The organism is Basilea psittacipulmonis DSM 24701 (assembly GCF_000743945.1).
In the GTDB taxonomy this organism is placed as follows: Bacteria; Pseudomonadota; Gammaproteobacteria; order Burkholderiales; family Burkholderiaceae_B; genus Basilea; species Basilea psittacipulmonis.
Window position 1 is genome coordinate 1,749,810 of the sequence record NZ_CP009238.1, and the last position, 19,998, is coordinate 1,769,807.

The 19,998-nt window shown below is 39.5% G+C and carries 19 protein-coding genes; 4 read left to right on the forward strand and 15 right to left on the reverse strand.

The window, feature by feature from the left end; all coding sequences use genetic code 11:
• Positions 1-15: 15 nt before the first annotated feature.
• The 7 genes from IX83_RS07495 to acnB all read right to left on the reverse strand — a co-directional run bounded on the left by IX83_RS07495 (position 16) and on the right by acnB (position 10,103).
• Complete coding sequence (locus tag IX83_RS07495; RefSeq protein WP_038500939.1) at positions 16-498, reverse strand: NuoB/complex I 20 kDa subunit family protein; 483 nt, start codon at positions 496-498, stop codon at positions 16-18.
• A 15-nt stretch (positions 499-513) separates the two neighbouring features.
• Positions 514-876 (reverse strand): NADH-quinone oxidoreductase subunit A, encoded by a 363-nt coding sequence (locus tag IX83_RS07500; RefSeq protein ID WP_038500942.1) that lies wholly within the window; start codon positions 874-876, stop codon positions 514-516.
• Between the two features lie 500 nt (positions 877-1,376).
• On the reverse strand, positions 1,377-3,614 hold the full coding sequence (locus tag IX83_RS07505; protein WP_038500945.1) for a nitric-oxide reductase large subunit: 2,238 nt from the start codon (positions 3,612-3,614) through the stop codon (positions 1,377-1,379).
• A 759-nt stretch (positions 3,615-4,373) separates the two neighbouring features.
• The gene (locus IX83_RS07510) at positions 4,374-5,369 is read right to left on the reverse strand and encodes a hypothetical protein (protein WP_038500949.1); all 996 of its coding nucleotides are present in this window, start codon (positions 5,367-5,369) and stop codon (positions 4,374-4,376) included.
• Between the two features lie 32 nt (positions 5,370-5,401).
• Positions 5,402-6,436, reverse strand: a complete 1,035-nt coding sequence (locus tag IX83_RS07515) for a hypothetical protein (protein ID WP_038500952.1) — start codon at positions 6,434-6,436, stop codon at positions 5,402-5,404.
• Positions 6,437-6,855: 419 nt separating this feature from the next.
• A complete protein-coding gene (locus IX83_RS07520; RefSeq protein WP_143244837.1) occupies positions 6,856-7,359 on the reverse strand; it encodes an outer membrane lipoprotein in 504 nt (167 codons plus the stop codon).
• A gap of 158 nt (positions 7,360-7,517) precedes the next feature.
• On the reverse strand, positions 7,518-10,103 hold the full coding sequence (gene acnB, locus IX83_RS07525) for a bifunctional aconitate hydratase 2/2-methylisocitrate dehydratase (RefSeq protein WP_038500955.1): 2,586 nt from the start codon (positions 10,101-10,103) through the stop codon (positions 7,518-7,520).
• Positions 10,104-10,403: 300 nt separating this feature from the next.
• On the opposite strand from acnB, the gene nirK reads away from it, so the two are divergent.
• The 4 genes from nirK to IX83_RS07545 all read left to right on the forward strand — a co-directional run bounded on the left by nirK (position 10,404) and on the right by IX83_RS07545 (position 14,442).
• Positions 10,404-11,534 (forward strand): copper-containing nitrite reductase, encoded by a 1,131-nt coding sequence (gene nirK / locus IX83_RS07530; RefSeq protein ID WP_038500958.1) that lies wholly within the window; start codon positions 10,404-10,406, stop codon positions 11,532-11,534.
• A 134-nt stretch (positions 11,535-11,668) separates the two neighbouring features.
• Positions 11,669-12,784 carry an SCO family protein gene (locus tag IX83_RS07535; protein ID WP_236620635.1) on the forward strand — a complete coding sequence of 372 codons (1,116 nt, stop codon included), beginning with the start codon at positions 11,669-11,671 and terminating at the stop codon, positions 12,782-12,784.
• 1 nt (position 12,785) lies between these two features.
• A complete protein-coding gene (locus tag IX83_RS07540) occupies positions 12,786-13,250 on the forward strand; it encodes a copper chaperone PCu(A)C (protein ID WP_038500964.1) in 465 nt (154 codons plus the stop codon).
• 1 nt (position 13,251) lies between these two features.
• Entirely contained in the window at positions 13,252-14,442 is a 1,191-nt protein-coding gene (locus IX83_RS07545; protein WP_038500967.1) for a YncE family protein, read from the forward strand.
• A 68-nt stretch (positions 14,443-14,510) separates the two neighbouring features.
• Here IX83_RS07545 and IX83_RS07550 read toward each other — a convergent pair whose 3' ends face one another.
• From IX83_RS07550 to IX83_RS07585, 8 genes are all read right to left on the reverse strand, one after another.
• A complete protein-coding gene (locus IX83_RS07550; protein WP_038500969.1) occupies positions 14,511-15,098 on the reverse strand; it encodes a DUF6990 domain-containing protein in 588 nt (195 codons plus the stop codon).
• Positions 15,080-16,057 (reverse strand): hypothetical protein, encoded by a 978-nt coding sequence (locus tag IX83_RS09045; protein ID WP_038500974.1) that lies wholly within the window; start codon positions 16,055-16,057, stop codon positions 15,080-15,082. The genes IX83_RS07550 and IX83_RS09045 overlap by 19 nt, the downstream gene beginning before the upstream one ends.
• The gene (locus IX83_RS07560; protein WP_038500977.1) at positions 16,054-16,653 is read right to left on the reverse strand and encodes a DUF6990 domain-containing protein; all 600 of its coding nucleotides are present in this window, start codon (positions 16,651-16,653) and stop codon (positions 16,054-16,056) included. Before IX83_RS07560 ends, IX83_RS09045 begins: the two co-directional genes overlap by 4 nt.
• Before the next feature lie 51 nt (positions 16,654-16,704).
• On the reverse strand, positions 16,705-17,292 hold the full coding sequence (locus IX83_RS07565) for a DUF6990 domain-containing protein (RefSeq protein ID WP_038500981.1): 588 nt from the start codon (positions 17,290-17,292) through the stop codon (positions 16,705-16,707).
• A 17-nt stretch (positions 17,293-17,309) separates the two neighbouring features.
• Positions 17,310-17,897 (reverse strand): DUF6990 domain-containing protein, encoded by a 588-nt coding sequence (locus IX83_RS08705; protein ID WP_051919546.1) that lies wholly within the window; start codon positions 17,895-17,897, stop codon positions 17,310-17,312.
• Between the two features lie 3 nt (positions 17,898-17,900).
• Positions 17,901-18,545 carry a DUF6990 domain-containing protein gene (locus IX83_RS08710; protein WP_051919549.1) on the reverse strand — a complete coding sequence of 215 codons (645 nt, stop codon included), beginning with the start codon at positions 18,543-18,545 and terminating at the stop codon, positions 17,901-17,903.
• A gap of 29 nt (positions 18,546-18,574) precedes the next feature.
• Complete coding sequence (locus IX83_RS07580) at positions 18,575-19,171, reverse strand: DUF6990 domain-containing protein (protein WP_038500984.1); 597 nt, start codon at positions 19,169-19,171, stop codon at positions 18,575-18,577.
• Positions 19,172-19,346: 175 nt separating this feature from the next.
• Complete coding sequence (locus IX83_RS07585) at positions 19,347-19,934, reverse strand: DUF6990 domain-containing protein (protein WP_038500986.1); 588 nt, start codon at positions 19,932-19,934, stop codon at positions 19,347-19,349.
• Positions 19,935-19,998 lie beyond the last annotated feature (64 nt).

The following is a 19,998-nucleotide window of genomic DNA, read 5'->3' on the forward strand; positions in this document are numbered from 1 at the left end:
CAAAACACATTCCCATTAAGCTTCACGCTTAATCATATTGGAACGACGAATCTTATTCTGAAGTTGCATCATGCCATAAATCAATGCTTCAGCAGCTGGCGGGCAACCCGGCACGTAAATATCTACAGGCACGATGCGATCACATCCTCTGACAACGGAATAGGAATAATGGTAGTAACCACCACCGTTTGCACAGGATCCCATCGACACCACCCAGCGAGGTTCAGCCATCTGGTCATAAACCTTACGCAAAGCACCTGCCATCTTATTTGTCAAGGTTCCAGCCACCAACATCACATCAGATTGGCGTGGACTCGGACGGAAAATAATACCAAACTGGTCTTGGTCATAACGAGCACAGGATGCGTGCATCATTTCTACCGCACAGCACGCCAAACCAAATGTCATCGGCCATAAAGAATTCGAACTACACCACTTTAATACATTATCTGCGGTCGTTACCAAGAAGCCTTGTTTATTCATCACATTCTCAGACATACTTTCTCCAACTGCTTAGTCCCAATCCAAGGCACCTTTACGCCACTCATAGACAAAGCCAGCGGTTAAGATTGCCAAAAACACTATCACCGTCCAGAAGCCAACTAAGCCTACATGACCGTTTGCAATTGCCCATGGAAAGACAAACGCTACCTCTAAATCAAACAAAATAAACAAGATTGCAACCAAATAATAACGCACATCAAATTTCATGCGTGCGTCTTCAAACGGGTTAAAACCACATTCGTAGGGAGAGTCTTTCTCAGCATACTTTCTTCTAGGACCCAAAAACGAACCTAGAAACACTAAGAAAATGCCCAAACCAGTAGCGATTGCAATAAACAATAATATAGGAAAATATTGAGCAATATTGGACATAGAAATTCCGTATAGAGTCGTTAAACTGTTAGATTTTAGCACTTTTCGCCCATCTCACACAGATTTTCTGCCCGTTTTATCGAATTATTAAAACTTTTTTTGATTTTAATTAAACTTCTTTTGAGGCCAATTTTTAGTTTGTTGATATTAAAAAACATTTTTTGCCCATCAGCCCCAATCCAACTATGGTTATTTAGCAAACAAGCGATGAGGGATTATACGCAAAAATCTCAATGAATCAAAAGGCGAGGTTCGAGGAATACTGGCGTTTGTCACTGACAAGTATATTTTTCAGACGCAAATCTAAAGGAGTTCACAAACGCCGACTTTTTGAATGCCGTTTAAACATACAACCACTATGAAAGATCGCCACGTTAGGTAAGCTGCTGGCGTGATTTGATACGCGAATCGAGGAGTGTTGGCGTTTCGTTGGTGACAAGTGTTTTTTTGGGCATAAAAAAACCCGCCTCGTTTGAGACGGGTATGAAGATTTAAGCGAATTATGAACGTTTTGCTAAACCTTTTACAACTTGAATCATCACGCAGAATACACCGATGATGAAGACGACATCACCAAATGTTCTTACCCAACGCAATGTTTGCAAGATAGGAGTTTGCATAAACTCTTCGCCACGAGCATACCACAAGCCTTCGCTCATTGAAGCGTGAGCTTGGATAATACCTACAGGCAACAAGCTTGTAAACAACATCAACGCTAAACCAATGTTCATCGTCCAGAATGCCCAAGACATCAGTTTATTGCTGAACTGCATGTTTGGACGAATATAGCGAAGAATCATCAATACAAAGCCTAATGATAAGAAACCATACACACCAAACAATGCTGCGTGACCGTGGTTAGCTGTTGTGTTCAAGCCTTGAACGTAGAACAATGACACTGGCGTATTGATCAAGAAACCAAACACACCTGCACCCAACATGTTCCAGAATGCTACTGCCACAAAGCAAAGGATTGGCCAACGCAAGCTAGACATCCATGGTGCACGATGTTGTTGACGCCAGTTTTCATAACCCTCATAACCAAGAATGATCAAAGGCACTACTTCTAATGCAGAGAACATGGCACCCACCGCCAATACAGGTGTTGTCGTACCTGAGAAGTACAAGTGGTGGAATGTACCTGGAATACCGCCCAACATGAATAGGACCGCTGACAAGATACAGCTAACTGTTGCTGTACGTAAGCCCACCAAACCTAGGTTGTAGAAAATAAAGGCAATCGCTGTTGTCGCAAACACTTCAAAGAAGCCTTCCACCCATAGGTGAACGATCCACCAACGCCAGTATTCCATGATTGACAAGTTAGTATGCTCGCCATAGAAGAAACCTGAACCGTAGAATAAACCGATAGCCGTTACAGACAATGTCAATAACCACAATAGACTCTTGTCACCTGGTGCTTTCAAGGCACTCCAAACGCCTCTTAACATCAAGATTAACCAGAACACCATACCAACAAACAATAAAATTTGCCAGAAACGTCCGATTTCCACAAACTCATAACCTTGATGTCCGAACCAGAAGTTCAAGTCACGAGGCATCATGTTATTCACAGCCAAGAATTGACCCAAGAATGACAATGCGACGACCGCAAGCAAGGCCACAAATAAAATATTTACGCCTGCTCTTTGGAACTTAGGATCTTTGCCCCCGTTAACGATAGGCACCAAGAATAAACCAGCTGCCAAGAATGCTGTTGCAATCCAGAAAATCGCTGATTGTACGTGCCATGTTCTTGTTAAGCTATAAGGCAACCATGAAGAAACGTCGATACCGTAGAAACTTTGACCTTCCACTGTATAGTGAGCGGTGAAGCCACCTAACAACACTTGTACACAGAATAAAGCCACTACGACCAATAGATATTTCCATAAGGCCTTTTGAGAAGGAGTTAAGCTGATCAAAGTCAATGGATCTTTTGAAGGAGCCACTAAATGGTCTTCTTCATGTTTGGTACAGAACGCCCAAATCCAAATCACCAAGCCTACACCGAACAATAACAATACTACTGACGCGATAGACCAAAGGATGTTTTCAGCTGTCGGTACATTGCCTAATAAAGGCTCATGTGGCCAGTTATTAGTGTAGGTAACATCTGTACCAGGACGATCTGTAGAAGCCGCCCATGCAGACCAGTAGAAGAAAGCACCTAAATTAGCACGATCTTGAACGCTTGGCATCGTATTTTCTTTCATGGCAAAATGCTCACGAGATTGACGATACTCAGGATCGTTACCAAATAATTTATCGTAATAAGCCGCTGTTTTTTCGATAGCCGCAATGCGATCATCGCTTAACGTTACAACACCTGTTTGAGCGTTGAATGTGTTTTTACGATATTCCGTTTTCAATGCAAATTGCAATTCGTTTTGCTCACTAGCCGTCAACTGATCGTAAGACATGCCATATTTTTTCTGAGCTTGAATATCTAACCAGTTCAACAACTCTCTGTGTAACCAATCAGCAGTCCAATCGGGAGCTTGGTAAGCACCGTGTCCCCAAACTGTCCCAATACTCATACCGCCAACAGACTGCCATGCAGACTGGCCAGCATAAATATCATCTTTTGTATATACAATATTTCCAGACTCACTAACGTAAGCATTTGGAATAGGTGGAGCATCGTTATAGACTTCTTTACCCAAATAACCTAATAGGGTAAACATCAGTACCATGACAATACCTAAAAACCACCAAAACGGCTTATATGATTTCATGATTTCTCCATATATTATCAAATAGCGTCCCTAGTCTAACAAGCCCATCTATTCTTATAAATATACCTATGGGTTAGTATCAACTAGTTCTAAAGTAGTAGATGAACATTTAATTTTCTAATTTAGATTTAAATCATTTTTATTTCCGACAAAAAAACTCGGGAATTACCCTGATAAAATCAATACCTTAGTAAAACAGTAGGATATTAGAAAAAAGATAAATAAAACTTATTATCAATTCATATCAAATGAAATTGTGACATTTAAAATGATTGAAAAAAGAAAATTTGTCGTTATAAAACAACAAAAATATCCTTTCTTTTTGTACGGTTATGCGATATTGGTTGTGAATTTTGTCTGCCTCATATTGATGGGTTTGAGGAATTTGATGAGTAAAAAAATCGTTCAATCACGTAAGTAGTGATTCGTGTGGATAAGGAGTTGGCGTGCCATTACCCTCCGAAACCTAACCATAATTTACATCCCTTAAATCGCTTGATACGCGTAAGTAATAATTCAATGCGGATGGAGGATGAGCAGTGATGTCTGTCAATGCGATTATAAGTGGCGTGGGGTGCACAGGAGAATCACTACGGTTTTGTGCGGATAAGGAGTTAGGGTGCCATTACCCTCCTGAACCCTAAGCATAATTTACATCGCTTAAATCATGAGATTCAAATAAGGCCTAAAGAAGCAAAAGAAAACGCCTCACACAGATGAAACCCGCATGAGGCGTAATCGTCTTATCACCAATTCGGCTTAACGATCATTGGCGGTGTAGTCACGGTAGAAGTGAATTAATTTCACATCTCCATTACCCAAAGCTTTTAACGTGTATTGGAGACCGAGACATGCTGCAGGCATTTCTTTTGCCCACTTCTTACTTTTCCAAGCATATTCAATATCGTAAACATAATGACGTTTCATGCCACCTGGATAGTCACGATTTATCAAAGTCTTTAACTCTTCGCGACACACCGCAAACAGCTCATTACGCAATTCACGATTGCCTCTCAACTTGTCAAAGAACGCATTTCTAGACTGTTCAAAAGCTTTTTCCATCATCGTACAATCGCGATACGTATCTGGATCCTTTTTTATCCCAAAACTTGAGTGTTTGCGATCATCGCATTTCAATGAATCCATTTCTATTTCCAATGCCTTGCCATATTTCACATAATCAGGCACAGGATTGTCTTTCAACACATCTACAATACGCTGTGTATATGCATCATAGGCCGCATTACAATATGAAAAAGGTTTATCCTTTTCAATACTCGAACAAAAATAAGCATATGAACCATCTAATGTTTTCAGATCAAACTGCGCTAATTCCTTTTGGAAATCGGCCAACATATCTGAATACAGTTCTTTTGCTGACACACACGTCGGTGCATTCTTATCTTGAGAACATTCCTGCGTAACGGTTTCTAGCACTTCTTGGCGATTTAAACCTAAATGTGCTTTCAACCAAACTGCCTGTTCAACCAGTTTTTGACGACGTTTGTTATCACGCAACGCTTTCTCTTCTTTTGCCTCATATTCATTAATCACTCTTTTGGCAGCGTCGCATGATTGCATAAACTCAAACAAATCACTTTCTGTCCAGTTTTTAACATCGCTGTTACGAATTGCTTGACATTTTGCCCATTCTTTCTTTGCTTCTTTATAACGCGTTTCTGGATCATCGCTTGAACCGCAGGCTGTCAACACCGCCACTGCCAAACCTAAACCTAATAATTGGTAGAATTTCATCTTGGTTCCCTCTATCTAAATTTTCTCATCCATTATTCCGTTGCCATATCTTTTAAGAAGGTCGCTTCTTCAATGCTCAAGCCCATCTCTAAGGCCGTCAACCCCACTTGGGTACACTCAGCACTAGTGTTTAAGAAAGCATTTAAGACTTTATCAGGCGTTGACTGATTATCTTTCGCATACTGCGCTAATTGTTCCACGCAAGCATGATGCTTTTGAGCAAAAACTTGTTTATCATTTTTCAAGCTAGCCTGCAATTTACGCGTATTTTCTTGGACAATAGGAACAATGTCTGAACACGCCTTACCTTGCAAGCTATCCAAATCTTGACAATTCTTTTGTACAAAATTAGACAACGCTTCGGCATTAGCATTTGTTCTAAACGCATTTAATGTACTATCTAATTTTTGTCTCAACAAACCGCATTTTGAGGCGGGATCTAAATCAGACAAACGATTTTCGCACCATGATTTTTGCAACGCGTATAAGCTTGTGTAATCATCTTTCGATAAGGTGTCGATGTAGTCTGACAAGTTTTTCTGATAGTGTTGATAAGCCACTTGGCATTTGGCACTCATATCAAACGTTCTGGCACAATCACTTCTTTCATAACGTTGAATCAACTGTTCAGTCGTAAATCCCAGATTATCTTCAACCCACTGTGCTTCTGCAGTCGCTAATTCTTTAGTTAACTGCTCCTTAATACGTTTCTGAGCATTTTCTCTTTGTGCCTGTTTAGCCGCCTGACATTCCGATTTTTTCGCATTAATCAATTTAATTTTCTGTTCAGCACGATCAGCAATTTCTTTCGGCGACAACTTCGATAAATCCTCTCCATCTTGATCGTCATCATCATTTTCACCAAAAAAATTAAACGTCTTTTCTTTAGGCATCAAACTTAAATCGACCGCACATTCCAAAACTTTTTCATCGGCCTCTTTTTCATTTGCTAAGAAATAAGCCTTATCGTGAAACGTCATCTCTTCTACCGTCTTTGCTTTATCATCTCCACAAGCAACGACTAACAAGCCCATCAACGTTATTAAAGTGAGTTTCTGTAATTTCATTTTTCTCTCTCAATAAAAAACATTTTTTCATCATATCATTTTTTAAAAAAGTGTTTAAGATACAAACAATTATTCTGTATCAAAATCACAACCTTAACAACCCCTCTTTCTTTTATCCCCCCCTTATTTCCTTGCTTCTCATGGTTTATTAACCACCCGCTATCACCAAACACCATTCATCCAATCCTTACAGCCTTACTCCTCTTTCATTTCTAAAGTGTCAATGCATATGTGATGTCATCCACAAAGTAAAATGTTTATTTTGCTCATAACTTCATCTACTATTTTTCGATCACTTGATCACCTCTTATTTCCTTGCTTTCGTCTATTATTCGATCTACTCTTTGCACCTTTACGCATAAAAAAAGCCTTGCTCAAAAACAAGCAAGGCAAATGAAGATTTATACAAAAAGAAATGATTACTTCGCGCAAGTAGCGTTAGGCTGAATGCGAGTTTCAGAACCCTTACCGTAAGTTGAAATCATGACCGCTTGACCTTTGGCAAACTGACATGGTTTTCCAACTTGTGTCGAACTATATACTTTATTGTTCTCACTATATACCAGTGTCACACCTTCTACGATGTTAGTTTGTTTAGAAGCCGTTGCACCACCTGCATAGCCTGCTGCACCACCGACACCAGCACCAACTAGCATACCTGATTGGCTGTCTAAATTATGTCCAATCGCACCACCGATAACCGCACCAGCCACCGTGCCCAATACACGAATAATATTAGAACTTTCTTCATTGCTGACTTCAACGCGTGCAGGCATAATCTCAATAATTTTAACCACTCTCGTTTCTTGCTTACGATTTAATTCGCCAGGTCTATATACATCAGCCGCATAATTATCACCTGTTGCCGCACAACCCGCCAAAACAGACCCCAAAACAGCAGTAAGCATTATTTTTTTAAGCATGACATACATCCTTATAAGAGATTTCCAAATTGCACATTATTATAGGATAATTTTTTTTAATCCAAAGCATTTTGTTTCTTAACTGTTTCACACACAAAAAAAAGCCACCCACGTGATGACACATAGATGGCTTATTTAGCTAAGATAAGGAGCAGATATTAGATCTCCACGCTATCGGCTACTTCTTTGAAGTCAGGAATACGATCAAAGTTCATGTAACGATAGATATTGTGCTTGTCTTTCTCAAGAACTTGCATATCGCTCATATATTCCTCTTTCGTTGGGATCTTACCTAAACGCGAACATACTGCTGCCAACTCCGCAGAACCCAAGAATACATTGGTATTCTTACCTAAACGGTTAGGGAAGTTACGTGTACTCGTTGACATCACGGTTGCCCCTTCATGTACCTGAGCTTGGTTACCCATACATAATGAACAACCTGGCATTTCCATACGAGCACCTGCCACACCCAAGACACCATAGTGACCTTCTTCAGATAGTTCTTTTTGATCCATCTTAGTAGGAGGTGCTACCCACAAGCGTACAGGAATATCGCGTTTACCTTCTAGTAATTTAGACGCTGCACGGAAGTGACCAATGTTTGTCATACAACTACCGATAAACACTTCATCAATCTTCGTACCTGCGACATCTGACAATGTTTTCACATCATCTGGGTCATTCGGGCAAGCAACGATAGGTTCGTGAATTTCATTCATATCGATCTCGATAATTGCTGCATATTCAGCATCGGGATCTGCTTCCAACAACTGTGGATTATCCAACCATTCTTGCATGCGTTTGATACGACGTGCCAAAGTACGCTCATCTTCGTAACCATTAGCAATCATCCACTTCAACAATGTGATGTTACTATTCAAATACTCAATGATAGGTTCTTTATTTAGCTTGATCGTACATGCCGCTGCAGAACGTTCAGCAGACGCATCAGACAACTCAAAGGCTTGTTCCACTTTCAAATCAGGTAAGCCTTCAATTTCAAGAATACGACCTGAGAAAATATTTTTCTTACCTTGTTTTGCAACGGTTAAAAGACCTTGTTTAATCGCATAATAAGGAATAGCATTCACCAAATCACGCAAGGTCACGCCTGGTTGCATTTGTCCTTTGAAACGCACTAATACAGATTCTGGCATATCCAATGGCATCACGCCTGTCGCCGCTGCGAATGCAACCAAACCAGAACCTGCAGGGAAACTAATACCCAATGGGAAACGTGTATGAGAGTCACCACCTGTACCCACTGTATCAGGCAAAATCATACGATTTAACCAAGAGTGAATCACTCCATCACCTGGACGTAACGCCACACCACCACGAGTACTAATAAATGCTGGCAATTCATGATGCGTACGTACATCAACAGGTTTTGGATAAGCCGCTGTATGGCAGAATGACTGCATCACTAAATCAGCCGAGAAGCCCAAGCACGCTAAGTCTTTCAATTCATCACGTGTCATTGGACCAGTCGTATCTTGAGAACCTACAGATGTCATGCGAGGCTCACAATACGTACCTGGACGAACACCTTTACCTTCTGGCAAACCGCAAGCACGTCCCACCATTTTCTGAGCCAAGGTATAACCTTTACCGCTATCTACGGGTTCTTTAGGCAATTGGAATAAAGTCGATGGTGGCAAACCTAATGCTTCACGAGCTTTCGCAGTGAGTCCACGACCAATAATCAATGGAATACGACCACCTGCACGTACTTCATCAAACAACACAGGAGACTTCACTTCAAAAGTCGTAATCACCTCACCGTTTTTCACCACTTTACCTTCATATGGGAACAATTCGATCTCATCACCCATCTTCATTTGAGTCACATCTAACTCAATCGGCAACGCACCTGCATCTTCCATCGTATTGTAGAAAATCGGTGCAATCTTAGAACCTAAACAAACACCACCAAAACGTTTATTAGGTACAAAGGGAATATCTTCACCTGTCCACCACAATACTGAGTTTGTCGCAGATTTACGAGAAGAACCTGTACCTACCACGTCACCTACATAAGCGACTTGGTTACCACGAGCTTTCAACTCATTTAATAGCTTAATCGGACCTACTTTACCGGGTTCATCTGGCTCAATACCCGGACGTGGGTTTTTCAACATCGCCAAAGCGTGTAAAGGAATATCAGGACGACTCCATGCATCAGGTGCGGGCGACAAATCGTCTGTATTCGTTTCGCCATCTACCTTAAAGACAGTCAGTTTCAAACTCTTAGGTACTTCTGGACGACTCGTAAACCATTCGCCATCGGCCCAGCTTTGAATCACCGCTTTTGCATTGGCATTACCCGCCGCCGCTTTTTCTTGAACATCGTGAAACGCATCAAACATCAATAAAGTGTGTTTTAATGCATCAGCCGCTTTTTCACCTAACTTCGCATCATCTAAAAGCTTCACTAATGGGTGAATGTTATAACCACCCAACATCGTGCCCAATAATTCCACTGCTTTTTCAGCAGAAATCAATGAACAGGACTCTTCACCAAAAGCAAGAGCCGCCAAATAAGACGCTTTCACTTTTGCGGCATTATCCACACCAGCTGGCACGCGATGAACAAATAAATCCAAAATATACTGTTCTTGCCCTGCAGGTGGATTTTTCAATAGCTCAATTAACTGTGCTGTCTGATCTGCGGTGAGAGGCAAAGCAGGAATACCTAATGCTGCACGCTCTGCCGCATGTTGATTGTACGCTTCCAACATGATGCTTTCCTTTTCAAAAATTAAGATGGTTTATTATACTCTAATTCTTATATCTTATATAAGACTGAAAAATTAAAAAACGTTGTTATTGAGATACATTAGCGAAACCACGTCACTGAAAAATGATACCAAAATCATCTTATCAAACTCTTTGATTTAAATTGAATTTATTCATATTAATTTCCGTATTCCTATCCTCCAAAAGGAGTATTTACATTTTGTCACAACTAAGTAACAATTAGTTTCAATCTCTTAAATAAGAAAGATAAGAGAGGATTAAACTACTATGAGGTTTTAAATATGCGTAAATTAGCTTTATTAACAGCAATCATTGCTGGTGCAGCATTTGCAGCCCCACAAACACCAGCTATTACTGGCGGGATTCCAGGATATGAAGTTGGCGTACAAGCCCCCGATTTATCAAAATTGGTTCACGTCAAACAAAAACTCGTTGCTCCTCCAAACGTTCCTGAACACACATTAGAAGCTCCTGCCGCACCTCGTGTAGTTCAAGTTGAATTAACGATTGAAGAAAAAGAAATCGAAGTAGAACCTGGTGTATTCATTTGGGCATTTGCCTACAATGGCTCTGTTCCTGGTCCTATGATCGTCGTTCATGAGGGCGACTATGTTGAATTAACATTGAAAAACCCTAAAACTAACAAACTTGTTCACAACATCGACTTCCACGCATCAACTGGTGCTTTGGGTGGCGGTGAGTTGACTCACGTTGCTCCTGGTCAAGAAACCGTTCTTCGTTGGAAAGCGATCAAACCTGGTGTATTCGTTTACCACTGTGCACCTGGTGGAGCGATGACCCCATGGCACGTTGTTCACGGTATGAATGGTGCTATTTTGGTCATTCCAAAAGACGGACTTAAAGACAAAAACGGTAACAAAATCACTTACGACCGTGCTTACTACATCGGCGAACAAGACTTCTACATTCCAAAAGATGCTAACGGTAAATACAAACGTTACGCTTCTGCCGTAGAATCTTCTGCTGATGACAAAGAAGTCATGGATAAACTTATCCCTACACACGTCGTGTTTGGGGAACGTAAAGGTGCTTACACTGGTGATAACGCAATGACTGCCAAAGTTGGTGAAACTGTGATGATTTATCACTCTCAGGCAAACCGTCAGTCATATCCTCACTTAATCGGTGGTCACGGTGACTATGTTTGGGAACGTGGTAACTTAGCTGATGCTCCTGTACAAGATATCGAAAGCTGGGTCATTGGTGCTGGTTCTGCTGGCGGTGCAATGTACACGTTCAAACAACCTGGCACTTACGTTTACCTTAACCACAACTTGATCGAAGCCGTTAACTTAGGTGCAGCCGCTCAGATCAAAGTGGATGGCAAATGGAATAACGACTTAATGGAACAAGTCGTTGCACCTAGAGCGATCAAAGAAGAGAAGAAATAATCTAATATTCTTTTCTGACTAGAATCAAGGTAAGGCCGACTGTTTGATATTCAAATACACGCCTTACCTTATTTTTTAAACAAACTGAATTTATGCGCATCCTCTCATTTTTTCTACGTCATTTATTTTTGGGTGTGATATTTTTAAGCACTCAAGCTATTGCTCAAGCCATTCATTTCCAACTCGTTGATGCCAATGGCCCCATCACTCAAGATAACTTTAAAAACAAATACCTTTTACTAACGTTTGGGTACACCTCCTGCCCTGATATTTGCCCAACTACTTTGTATGAATATGCCAATACATGGAAACTGCTTGAAAAGCCTTACGCCATAACCCCTGTATTTGTCAGCATCGACCCGAACACCGATAGCATCCAGACATTAAGTGCTTACACCAAATATTTTGACAGTCGTATTGTCGGATTGACAGGCGATATTCAACATATCCGTCAATTAACCGATCAACTCGGTGCTACCTTTGGTTATCGACTCAATGGCAAAAAAATTGAGAATCCTGAACCCAAATCTGGCTATACCGTTTACCATACCTCTTTGATTTATTTGATTGACCCTGAACATCACTTAATTGATGTTTATGATTATCAAATCGGTGCCAAAGACCTTGCTGCCAGCATTAATCAACATCTTGCAGCCTCTAAAGAGTCAAGCATCACATCCAAGCCTACTACGCAAACAAACCATATTAGCAACGAAAGTAACGGTAATTCGCAGGCGATTGAAAGCACCTCTTCGATTCAAACTGAACGCAACGAACCTAGTACCGCTTCTAAAGCCACTGTTGCTCACACAGTGGAGAACTGCCCCTTACCAGAAGGATTTCAAGCCCATTCAAGCGATAACGATTTAGCAAGCTTGATAGCTCATCCACCTCATCAACCAGTGGTATTGCTGAATTTATGGGCATTGTGGTGTGCTCCTTGTCGCATAGAATTGCCTGTATTAAACAAACATGCGGGTTCTCAAAGTGCATTAACCATTCATAACCTGAATTTTGGTGACGATCCTCATGACATTCAAGCCTTTTTTCACGACAATCATTACGAACACCTTACCCCTGATACCACCCAAGACAGCACGTTGATCAAAAAATTAGGGGGCAAAGGACTTCCTTTAAATATTCTTTTTGTTCACGGAAAACAAGTCGCTTTGAAAAACGGGATTATCCAGAAAACACAGGCTTTGGATGACTTTGCAAGCTGTATTCAACAAAAAACTCAGGACCAATAACATGATGAAAACAACGATCAAATCTTTATTTTTGCTTACTTGCATGACTTTATCTGTTCACGCTTTTGCTCAAACCACCCTGAATCATTGCGTGATCCAAGAACCGTTGCCTACTAAACATATGACCGCTGCTTTTTTTAACGTAGAACATACGGGACCTGATGTCGCTATTGAACGCCTTGAAATACCAGCCATCAGCGAACATATTGAATTACATCGTATGAAAATGAACCATCATGTGATGTCAATGGAAAAAATCGATAACCCCACTTTAACGCAAGGAATCACCGCGTTTCAAAAAGGTGGCGATCATGCCATGATCATGAATATCCCTGACGATCGTTTACCAAAAGCAGGAGAACAGTTTGAGATGATCTTGCTTTTAAAAGATGGCACCCAAGCTTCTTGCCAAGCGATTGTAAAAAATGCAAAAGACTTAATGAACAGCACTCACCCTCATCACTAATATGAACAGACGCGATTTTATCTCTTTAACACTAGGATTAACGTTTGGTGCAAGCTGCTCAAATGCATGGGCGATTAGCCAGCGTCCTCCCTCACTTTATCAACCCACACGTTATCTTTTTGTAGCGGATAAATCTTCGTATTTCATTACCGTTATCGACATTCAAACTGCTGAACGCGTCGATTTACTGGACTTTAATTTCAAACCTGATGTGCTAGAAGTGGCACGTGATGATGCTATGATTATTGTGGGCAATAACGCTTTGTCCCAACTTTGTTTACATCATTTGCAAAGTCGTCGTACTCAGCGAATTGACCTACCCTCCCCACTTTATCAAGCTTTCTTTATCCCCCAATCAAAACTAGTGGCGGTGGCCTTACGCGATCAAGTCGGCCTTCTTAATTACGAAACTGGCGAATTAACCCTCTTTGCTAAACGCTTTGATTCAAGCGAAAGAGACACCACTTTATATCAGTATTACACGCTTTTATTTAGCTCATTTAGCCAGTCTTTTTGGGTGTTAGACAAAACAAAACCCATCATCTACCATAAAAATGGTCATGAACCTCAAAAACCTTGGGATATTCTTGATTTCAGTCAGCGTTTAAATATCAAAGGTGGCTTAGACAAAGGCGTAGCCAGTCCTGAAGACTATATGATTGCTTTTAATACCTTAGATGGTCGCGAGGGAATAATTTATTTTCCAGAAACCGATAAGTTATTAAGCACAGGACCTATGTACACCGCTGGTACCACCTACCGTCCCATGATTAGCCCTTATATTGATGCTTACTCCAAACGCGTCATGTTTGCTGATGTATCGGGACATATGGCCTTTTTTAATTTAGAACGTGGCGATGAAAAACCCATTCGTTATCAATTAGATTTTTCACCGCGTCTTATCCGCACAGGTTGGCTGGAAAGCACTTGGATTATTGGCGGTGATCGAGGATTACTCTTTCACGACATCGACAATCCTGAGAACCAAAAACGTTACACCTTCCCTTACGAACCTTTAGATATGTGGGTAACCGGCGATAGCAAAACGCTTCTCATGACGGTGGATGAAGGAGCCCCACAAGTTCTTAGGTTTGATATACGCACCCGCGAAAAACTCGATCCCATCCCTATCGTAGGCGTTGTCATGGGATCCATGTTAAGAATGGGTAGCAATAATAGTATTTGTTATTGAGTGTCTGGTTTAGTGGACCTTGGCGAGGGTATTGGTCAAACATCTTTTTATTCTAAGTCTCAAACCCTTTATCGCTTCATCACCATATCTACTGCACGGTTGATAACCTCATCGGTAATATAGGCTGCAAACCTCAAACGATTCCCTTCTGCAAAGCATTTCTGATAATGCAATAACTTCTCTTTATTATTTCGCATCACCAATGCCGTGATATGATGACCTGGAGCAATTCCCCAACAATTCGTAGGTAATCCAGCATAATAGTCTATGGCTTTGTCGATGTCTTGATAACTCGCCCAATCCAACGTATCTGCCAACAATCTATCAAAAATCTCTTCTGTTAATTCAGGAAATATTTTTTCTTGAACACCTTTCTCTATCGGAGGTGCAAGCCACCCAAAACGAGCAATCAGTGGCATATAGTCATCATCCTCTTCTAAAAGGAAGTTTCTTGTTTGAATAAATTCTTTTCTACTAATCGACGTAAAAAGTATAAATTCAATCCCACCTTGGTACCATTTTTTAGAACGTGGCAATATTTCTATTACTTTATCACCATCAATATTTTTTCTAAACGATCGATCGCCTATAAATTCACCTTTACTGTATTTCCAGCCTAATTTTTCTAATTTCCTTCTTAACTTTCTGGAGTCCATTTGTCCATTCTACCTAACCACTTATAGTTTTCAGCTAATCCAACATCATGTTTTATACAACATGAGTAAAAACATTCTCCAATCTCACTTAAATTCTGGGGTATTGATGACGCTTCTATGCTTTCACATACCAGTGCTAAAAAAAAATAAGTCGGCACATCATAACGTTGATTTAATACATCCATTACACCCGAATAATATTTCACCTCATCGTTTTCTTTTATTTCTCCTCTTTCTAACACATCAAATATCACTTCATCTGCGTATCGCCCATAACTGTATTTCAGTTTCAAATAACTTAGTTTCTTAAACTTAATTTTTACCCATTCTTTATCTTGTGAAGCATTTGTTTCTTTCAATATCTTTCGATGATTTGCTGGTTTCATAATAATCTGCAACTCATCATTATCCAAAAAATAAACCAATAACTCATCATCATTACCATGCAAACGTTCCCACTCTTCCTTAGAGAAAGAAGGAACTGGTTGTGGACTAACTGGCAATTGCCCTTCATTACCAATTAAATCCTCTATTTTTCTTATCCTCTTGTTTTCTTCATACAAAAACTCTAATTCTACTTCTTTGCAGGCAACATCAAGAGAGGTCCCTGCTGGAGAACCGTACTCTTCTCCTACAACTCTTACTCCTGGCGAAAAAGTCAAATATTTGTCTTTTTCCTCATTCAGCTGTCCTATTCTTATCAAATGACAACCATGATTTATTTCATCTTGAGTTGCATACATTATCAATAGTTGAATATAACTACATTCCTTAAATTTTATCTTTACCCAATCTCTACCATCACATTTATATCGATCATCGTTGGGTTCATAGGGAAGAACGGCATGACGTATCACTATATCTAAATCATTCCCTTTTATTTCATAGTTCAATAAAGAGCCATAAGCTATGTCAATACTGAGCCAATCTCTTTTACTAAGAGTATAGGTATTACTCATTTTTTCATCACTAGTTCCACAGCACGATTGATCGCCTCATCCGTAACATAAGAAATGAAATCTAAACGATTCCCTTCTGCAAAGCATTTCTGATAATACAAAAGTTTTTCTTTTTCCCCTCTGATGACAAGTGCAGCTAAATGTTTGGCAATAGCTTTTTCAAATTGATTCGTTGATAAATTAGCATAATATTCTAGAGCTTTATCAACATCCTGGCATCTGACCCACTCCAACGATGATTCCAATACCTCATCAAATACCTTATCAGTAACCTCTTTAAACTCCGTTGCAGGGCATTTTGTTTCTGTTTCTGGTGCCATACACCACCATGCAGAACGAGCTAGTATAAATTCGCGTGGAAACGACTCTTGCATCACATAGTTCCTAACATCTTGAAACTCTTGTGTGCTAATTGCTGGACCTAAGCTAAACTCAACGCAACCGTCATCTCTCTCTTGCATCTCAAGATAAAGATAGACTTGCACACCCTCTATCATTTTCCAAAAACACTCTTCAAGAACCTGCCCAAAGATTTCCTCTGGATCATACGTCCAACCCTGTGATACAAGTTTCGCTTTTACTGCTTCAATATCCATTTCATTCATCCTTTATAAATTTATGTTGTTTAAAGTAAACCTTTTCTTTCTTCATTTTTTCATGACCATATCTACCGCACGGTTGATAACCTCATCGGTAATATAGGCTGCAAACCTCAAACGATTCCCTTCTGCAAAACATTTCTGATAATACAACAACTTCTCTTTATTATTTCGCATCACGAGTGCCGTGATATGATGACCTGGAGCAATTCCCCAACAATTCGTAGGTAATCCAGCATAATAATCTATGGCTTTGTCGATGTCTTGATAACTCGCCCAGTCTAGTGTCTCTGCTAACAGTTCATCCACAATCTCTTCTGTTAATTCAGGAAATATTTTTTCTGGAACACCTTTCTCAATCGGTGGTGCAAGCCACCCAAAACGAGCAATCAATGGAACATACTCTCTTTCCTCTTTTAAAACTAAATTTCTTGTTTGAAGAAATTCTGTTTCACTTAACATTGGATCAAACGTAAACTCTATTCCACCTTGATAGTGTTTCCTAGATTCTGGTAATAACTGAACCATCTTTCCATCATCGAGAACCTTCGTAAAAGATCGATCGCCTATAAAATCGCCTTTATCATATTTCCAGCCTAATTTTTCTAGTTTCCTTCTTAACTTTCTAGCGTCCATTTTTTATCTCAAACCCTTTATCGCTTCATCACCAGTTCTACTGCACGGTTGATAACCTCATCGGTAATATATGGTGCAAATCCTAAACGATTCCCTTCTGCAAAACATTTCTGATAATACAATAATTTCTCTTTATTATTTCGTATCACTAATGTTGCTAGATGATCACCTGGAAGAGCTCCTTTACAGTTTGTAGGTAACCCAGCATAATAGTCTATAGCTTTGTCGATGTCTTGGTAACTCGCCCAGTCTAATGCTTCTGCTAACAGTTCATCTACAATCTCTTCTGTTAATTCTGGAAATATTTTTTCTGGAACACCTTTCTCTATTGGGGGTGCACACCAGCCAAAACGAGCAATCAGTGGAATATAGTTAACATCCTCATTCAAAACAGCATTGCTGATTTGAATAAATTCTACTGTACTAAGTGCAGGATCAAATGTAAATTTAACTCCGCCTTGATACCATTTCTCAGAACGCGGAGCTAATTGAACTACCTTTCCATCATCAATCACTTTTGTAAATGATCGATCCCCGATAAATGCACCTTTACTGTATTTCCAGCCTAATTTTTCTAGCTTCCTTCTTAACTTTCTAGCATCCATTTTTTATCTACCTATAAAGATTTTCCATACTTTTGGTAAGAATGTTTCTGATTTTTTCATCACCAGTTCTAGAGCACGATTAATCGCCTCATCGGTAACATAAGGAACGAAATCTAAACGATTCCCTTCTGCAAAACATTTCTGATAATACAAAAGTTTTTCTTTTTCTCCTCTGATGACAAGTGCGGCTAAATGTTTGGCAATAGTTCTTTCAAATTGATTCGTTGATAAATTAGCATAATATTCTAGAGCTTTCTCAACATCTTGACATCTAGCCCACTCCAAAGACGATTCCAACATCTCATCAAATACTTTATCAGTAATTTCACTGAACTCTGTTTCAGGGTATTTTGTTTCTGTTTCTGGTGCCATACACCTCCACGCATAACGAGCTAGTATAAATTCGCGTGGAAACGACTCTTGCATCACATAGTTCCTAACATCTTGAAACTCCTGTGTGCTAATTGCTGGACCTAAACTAAACTCAATGCGACCCTCATCCATCTTTCTCATGTAAGGTTGAAGATAAACTTGTACATCTCCTATCATCTTCCAAAAATATTCATTAAAAACCTGACCAAGAAACTCATCTTGATCATACGTCCAACCCTGTGATACAAGCTTTGCTTTTACCGCTTCAATATCCATTTCATTCGTCCTTTACAAATTTATATAACCTATTCTTCCTTCATGACTAACGAAACAGCTCTATTCATGATATCTTCTGTAATTCCTGGAAGAAATCTTCTCATTTTCCCCTTTTTTGCCTCAGAAAAGATTTCTCTGTAATATAAAATTTTTTCTTTTTCCTTCCGCAAAATCAAAGCTGTTAAATGTTCAACAGCGGCCCCACCACAATATGTCGGTAAATTCGCATAATAAGCTAATGCTTTATCCACACTCTGGTATTTTGCCCATGCTATAGACTCTTCTAACAACTCATCAACAATCTCTTCCGTTAATTCTGGAAATATTTCTTCTGGAACACCTTTCTCTATCGGGGGTGCAAGCACTCCAGAACGAGCTACCAGTGGATAATAATCCTCTTCTATTTGTAGAAGAAAATTTCTTGTTTGCATAAATCTCTCTGTGCTGATTGATGGAAATAATACCAAGCTAATTTTATTCATCGATTCTTTTCTAATACGAGGGTGCAACTCAACTAATTTTCCATCAATACATTTGGAAAAAGATCGACAATCAACTGTACCATCACCTCGGTTAAACTTCCAACCTGATGCCACTAATCTAGACTTCAATTCTTTAAAATTCATTCATTTACTCCCGAAAATCTAATAATATGAATACGAATTGTTCTTTTATCATTACCTTTCCAAATATTCAAAGGAACATTATGTTCAAACCCTGCTTCTATTGCATTAGCTTCCAGCCTAATTTTTCTAGTTTCCTTCTTAACTTTTTAGAATCCATTTTTTTATCTTAAATCCTTTATCGCTTCATCACTAGTTCTACCGCACGGTTGATAACCTCATCAGTAATATAGGCAGCAAACCTCAAACGATTCCCTTCTGCAAAACATTTCTGATAATGCAACAACTTCTCTTTATTATTTCGCATCACGAGTGCCGTGATATGATTACCTGGAGCAGTTCCCCAACAATTTGTTGGTAATCCAGCGTAATAGTCTATAGCTTTGTCGATGTCTTGATAACTCGCCCAGTCCAATGCTTCTGCTAACAGTTCATCTACAATCTCTTCTGTTAATTCAGGAAATATTTTTTCTGGAACACCCTTCTCTATCGGTGGTGCAAGCCATCCAAAACGAGCAATCAATGGAATATATTCTCTTTCCTCTTTTAAAACTAAATTTCTTATCTGAAGAAATTCTTCTATACTAATTGCGGGATCAAACGTAAATTTAATACCACCTTGATAATGTTTCCTAGATTGTGGTAATAACTGAACCACCTTTCCATCATCAATCACTTTTGTAAATGATCGATCCCCGATAAATGCACCTTTATCATATTTCCAACCTAATTTTTCTAGCTTCCTTCTTAACTTTCTAGCGTCCATTTTTTATCTACCTATAAAGATTTTCTTAAACCATGTACATTACTATTTTTTTAACCACTCATCT

Excerpts from the sequence above, each read along its gene's own strand:
- IX83_RS07495 (WP_038500939.1), bottom strand. The coding sequence starts at position 498 with ATGTCTGAGAATGTGATGAATAAACAAGGCTTCTTGGTAACGACCGCA.
- IX83_RS07500 (WP_038500942.1), bottom strand. The coding sequence starts at position 876 with ATGTCCAATATTGCTCAATATTTTCCTATATTATTGTTTATTGCAATC.
- IX83_RS07505 (WP_038500945.1), bottom strand. The coding sequence starts at position 3,614 with ATGAAATCATATAAGCCGTTTTGGTGGTTTTTAGGTATTGTCATGGTA.
- IX83_RS07510 (WP_038500949.1), bottom strand. The coding sequence starts at position 5,369 with ATGAAATTCTACCAATTATTAGGTTTAGGTTTGGCAGTGGCGGTGTTG.
- IX83_RS07515 (WP_038500952.1), bottom strand. The coding sequence starts at position 6,436 with ATGAAATTACAGAAACTCACTTTAATAACGTTGATGGGCTTGTTAGTC.
- IX83_RS07520 (WP_143244837.1), bottom strand. The coding sequence starts at position 7,359 with ATGCTTAAAAAAATAATGCTTACTGCTGTTTTGGGGTCTGTTTTGGCG.
- acnB (WP_038500955.1), bottom strand. The coding sequence starts at position 10,103 with ATGTTGGAAGCGTACAATCAACATGCGGCAGAGCGTGCAGCATTAGGT.
- nirK (WP_038500958.1), top strand. The coding sequence starts at position 10,404 with ATGCGTAAATTAGCTTTATTAACAGCAATCATTGCTGGTGCAGCATTT.
- IX83_RS07540 (WP_038500964.1), top strand. The coding sequence starts at position 12,786 with ATGATGAAAACAACGATCAAATCTTTATTTTTGCTTACTTGCATGACT.
- IX83_RS07545 (WP_038500967.1), top strand. The coding sequence starts at position 13,252 with ATGAACAGACGCGATTTTATCTCTTTAACACTAGGATTAACGTTTGGT.
- IX83_RS07550 (WP_038500969.1), bottom strand. The coding sequence starts at position 15,098 with ATGGACTCCAGAAAGTTAAGAAGGAAATTAGAAAAATTAGGCTGGAAA.
- IX83_RS09045 (WP_038500974.1), bottom strand. The coding sequence starts at position 16,057 with ATGAGTAATACCTATACTCTTAGTAAAAGAGATTGGCTCAGTATTGAC.
- IX83_RS07560 (WP_038500977.1), bottom strand. The coding sequence starts at position 16,653 with ATGGATATTGAAGCAGTAAAAGCGAAACTTGTATCACAGGGTTGGACG.
- IX83_RS07565 (WP_038500981.1), bottom strand. The coding sequence starts at position 17,292 with ATGGACGCTAGAAAGTTAAGAAGGAAACTAGAAAAATTAGGCTGGAAA.
- IX83_RS08705 (WP_051919546.1), bottom strand. The coding sequence starts at position 17,897 with ATGGATGCTAGAAAGTTAAGAAGGAAGCTAGAAAAATTAGGCTGGAAA.
- IX83_RS08710 (WP_051919549.1), bottom strand. The coding sequence starts at position 18,545 with ATGGATATTGAAGCGGTAAAAGCAAAGCTTGTATCACAGGGTTGGACG.
- IX83_RS07580 (WP_038500984.1), bottom strand. The coding sequence starts at position 19,171 with ATGAATTTTAAAGAATTGAAGTCTAGATTAGTGGCATCAGGTTGGAAG.
- IX83_RS07585 (WP_038500986.1), bottom strand. The coding sequence starts at position 19,934 with ATGGACGCTAGAAAGTTAAGAAGGAAGCTAGAAAAATTAGGTTGGAAA.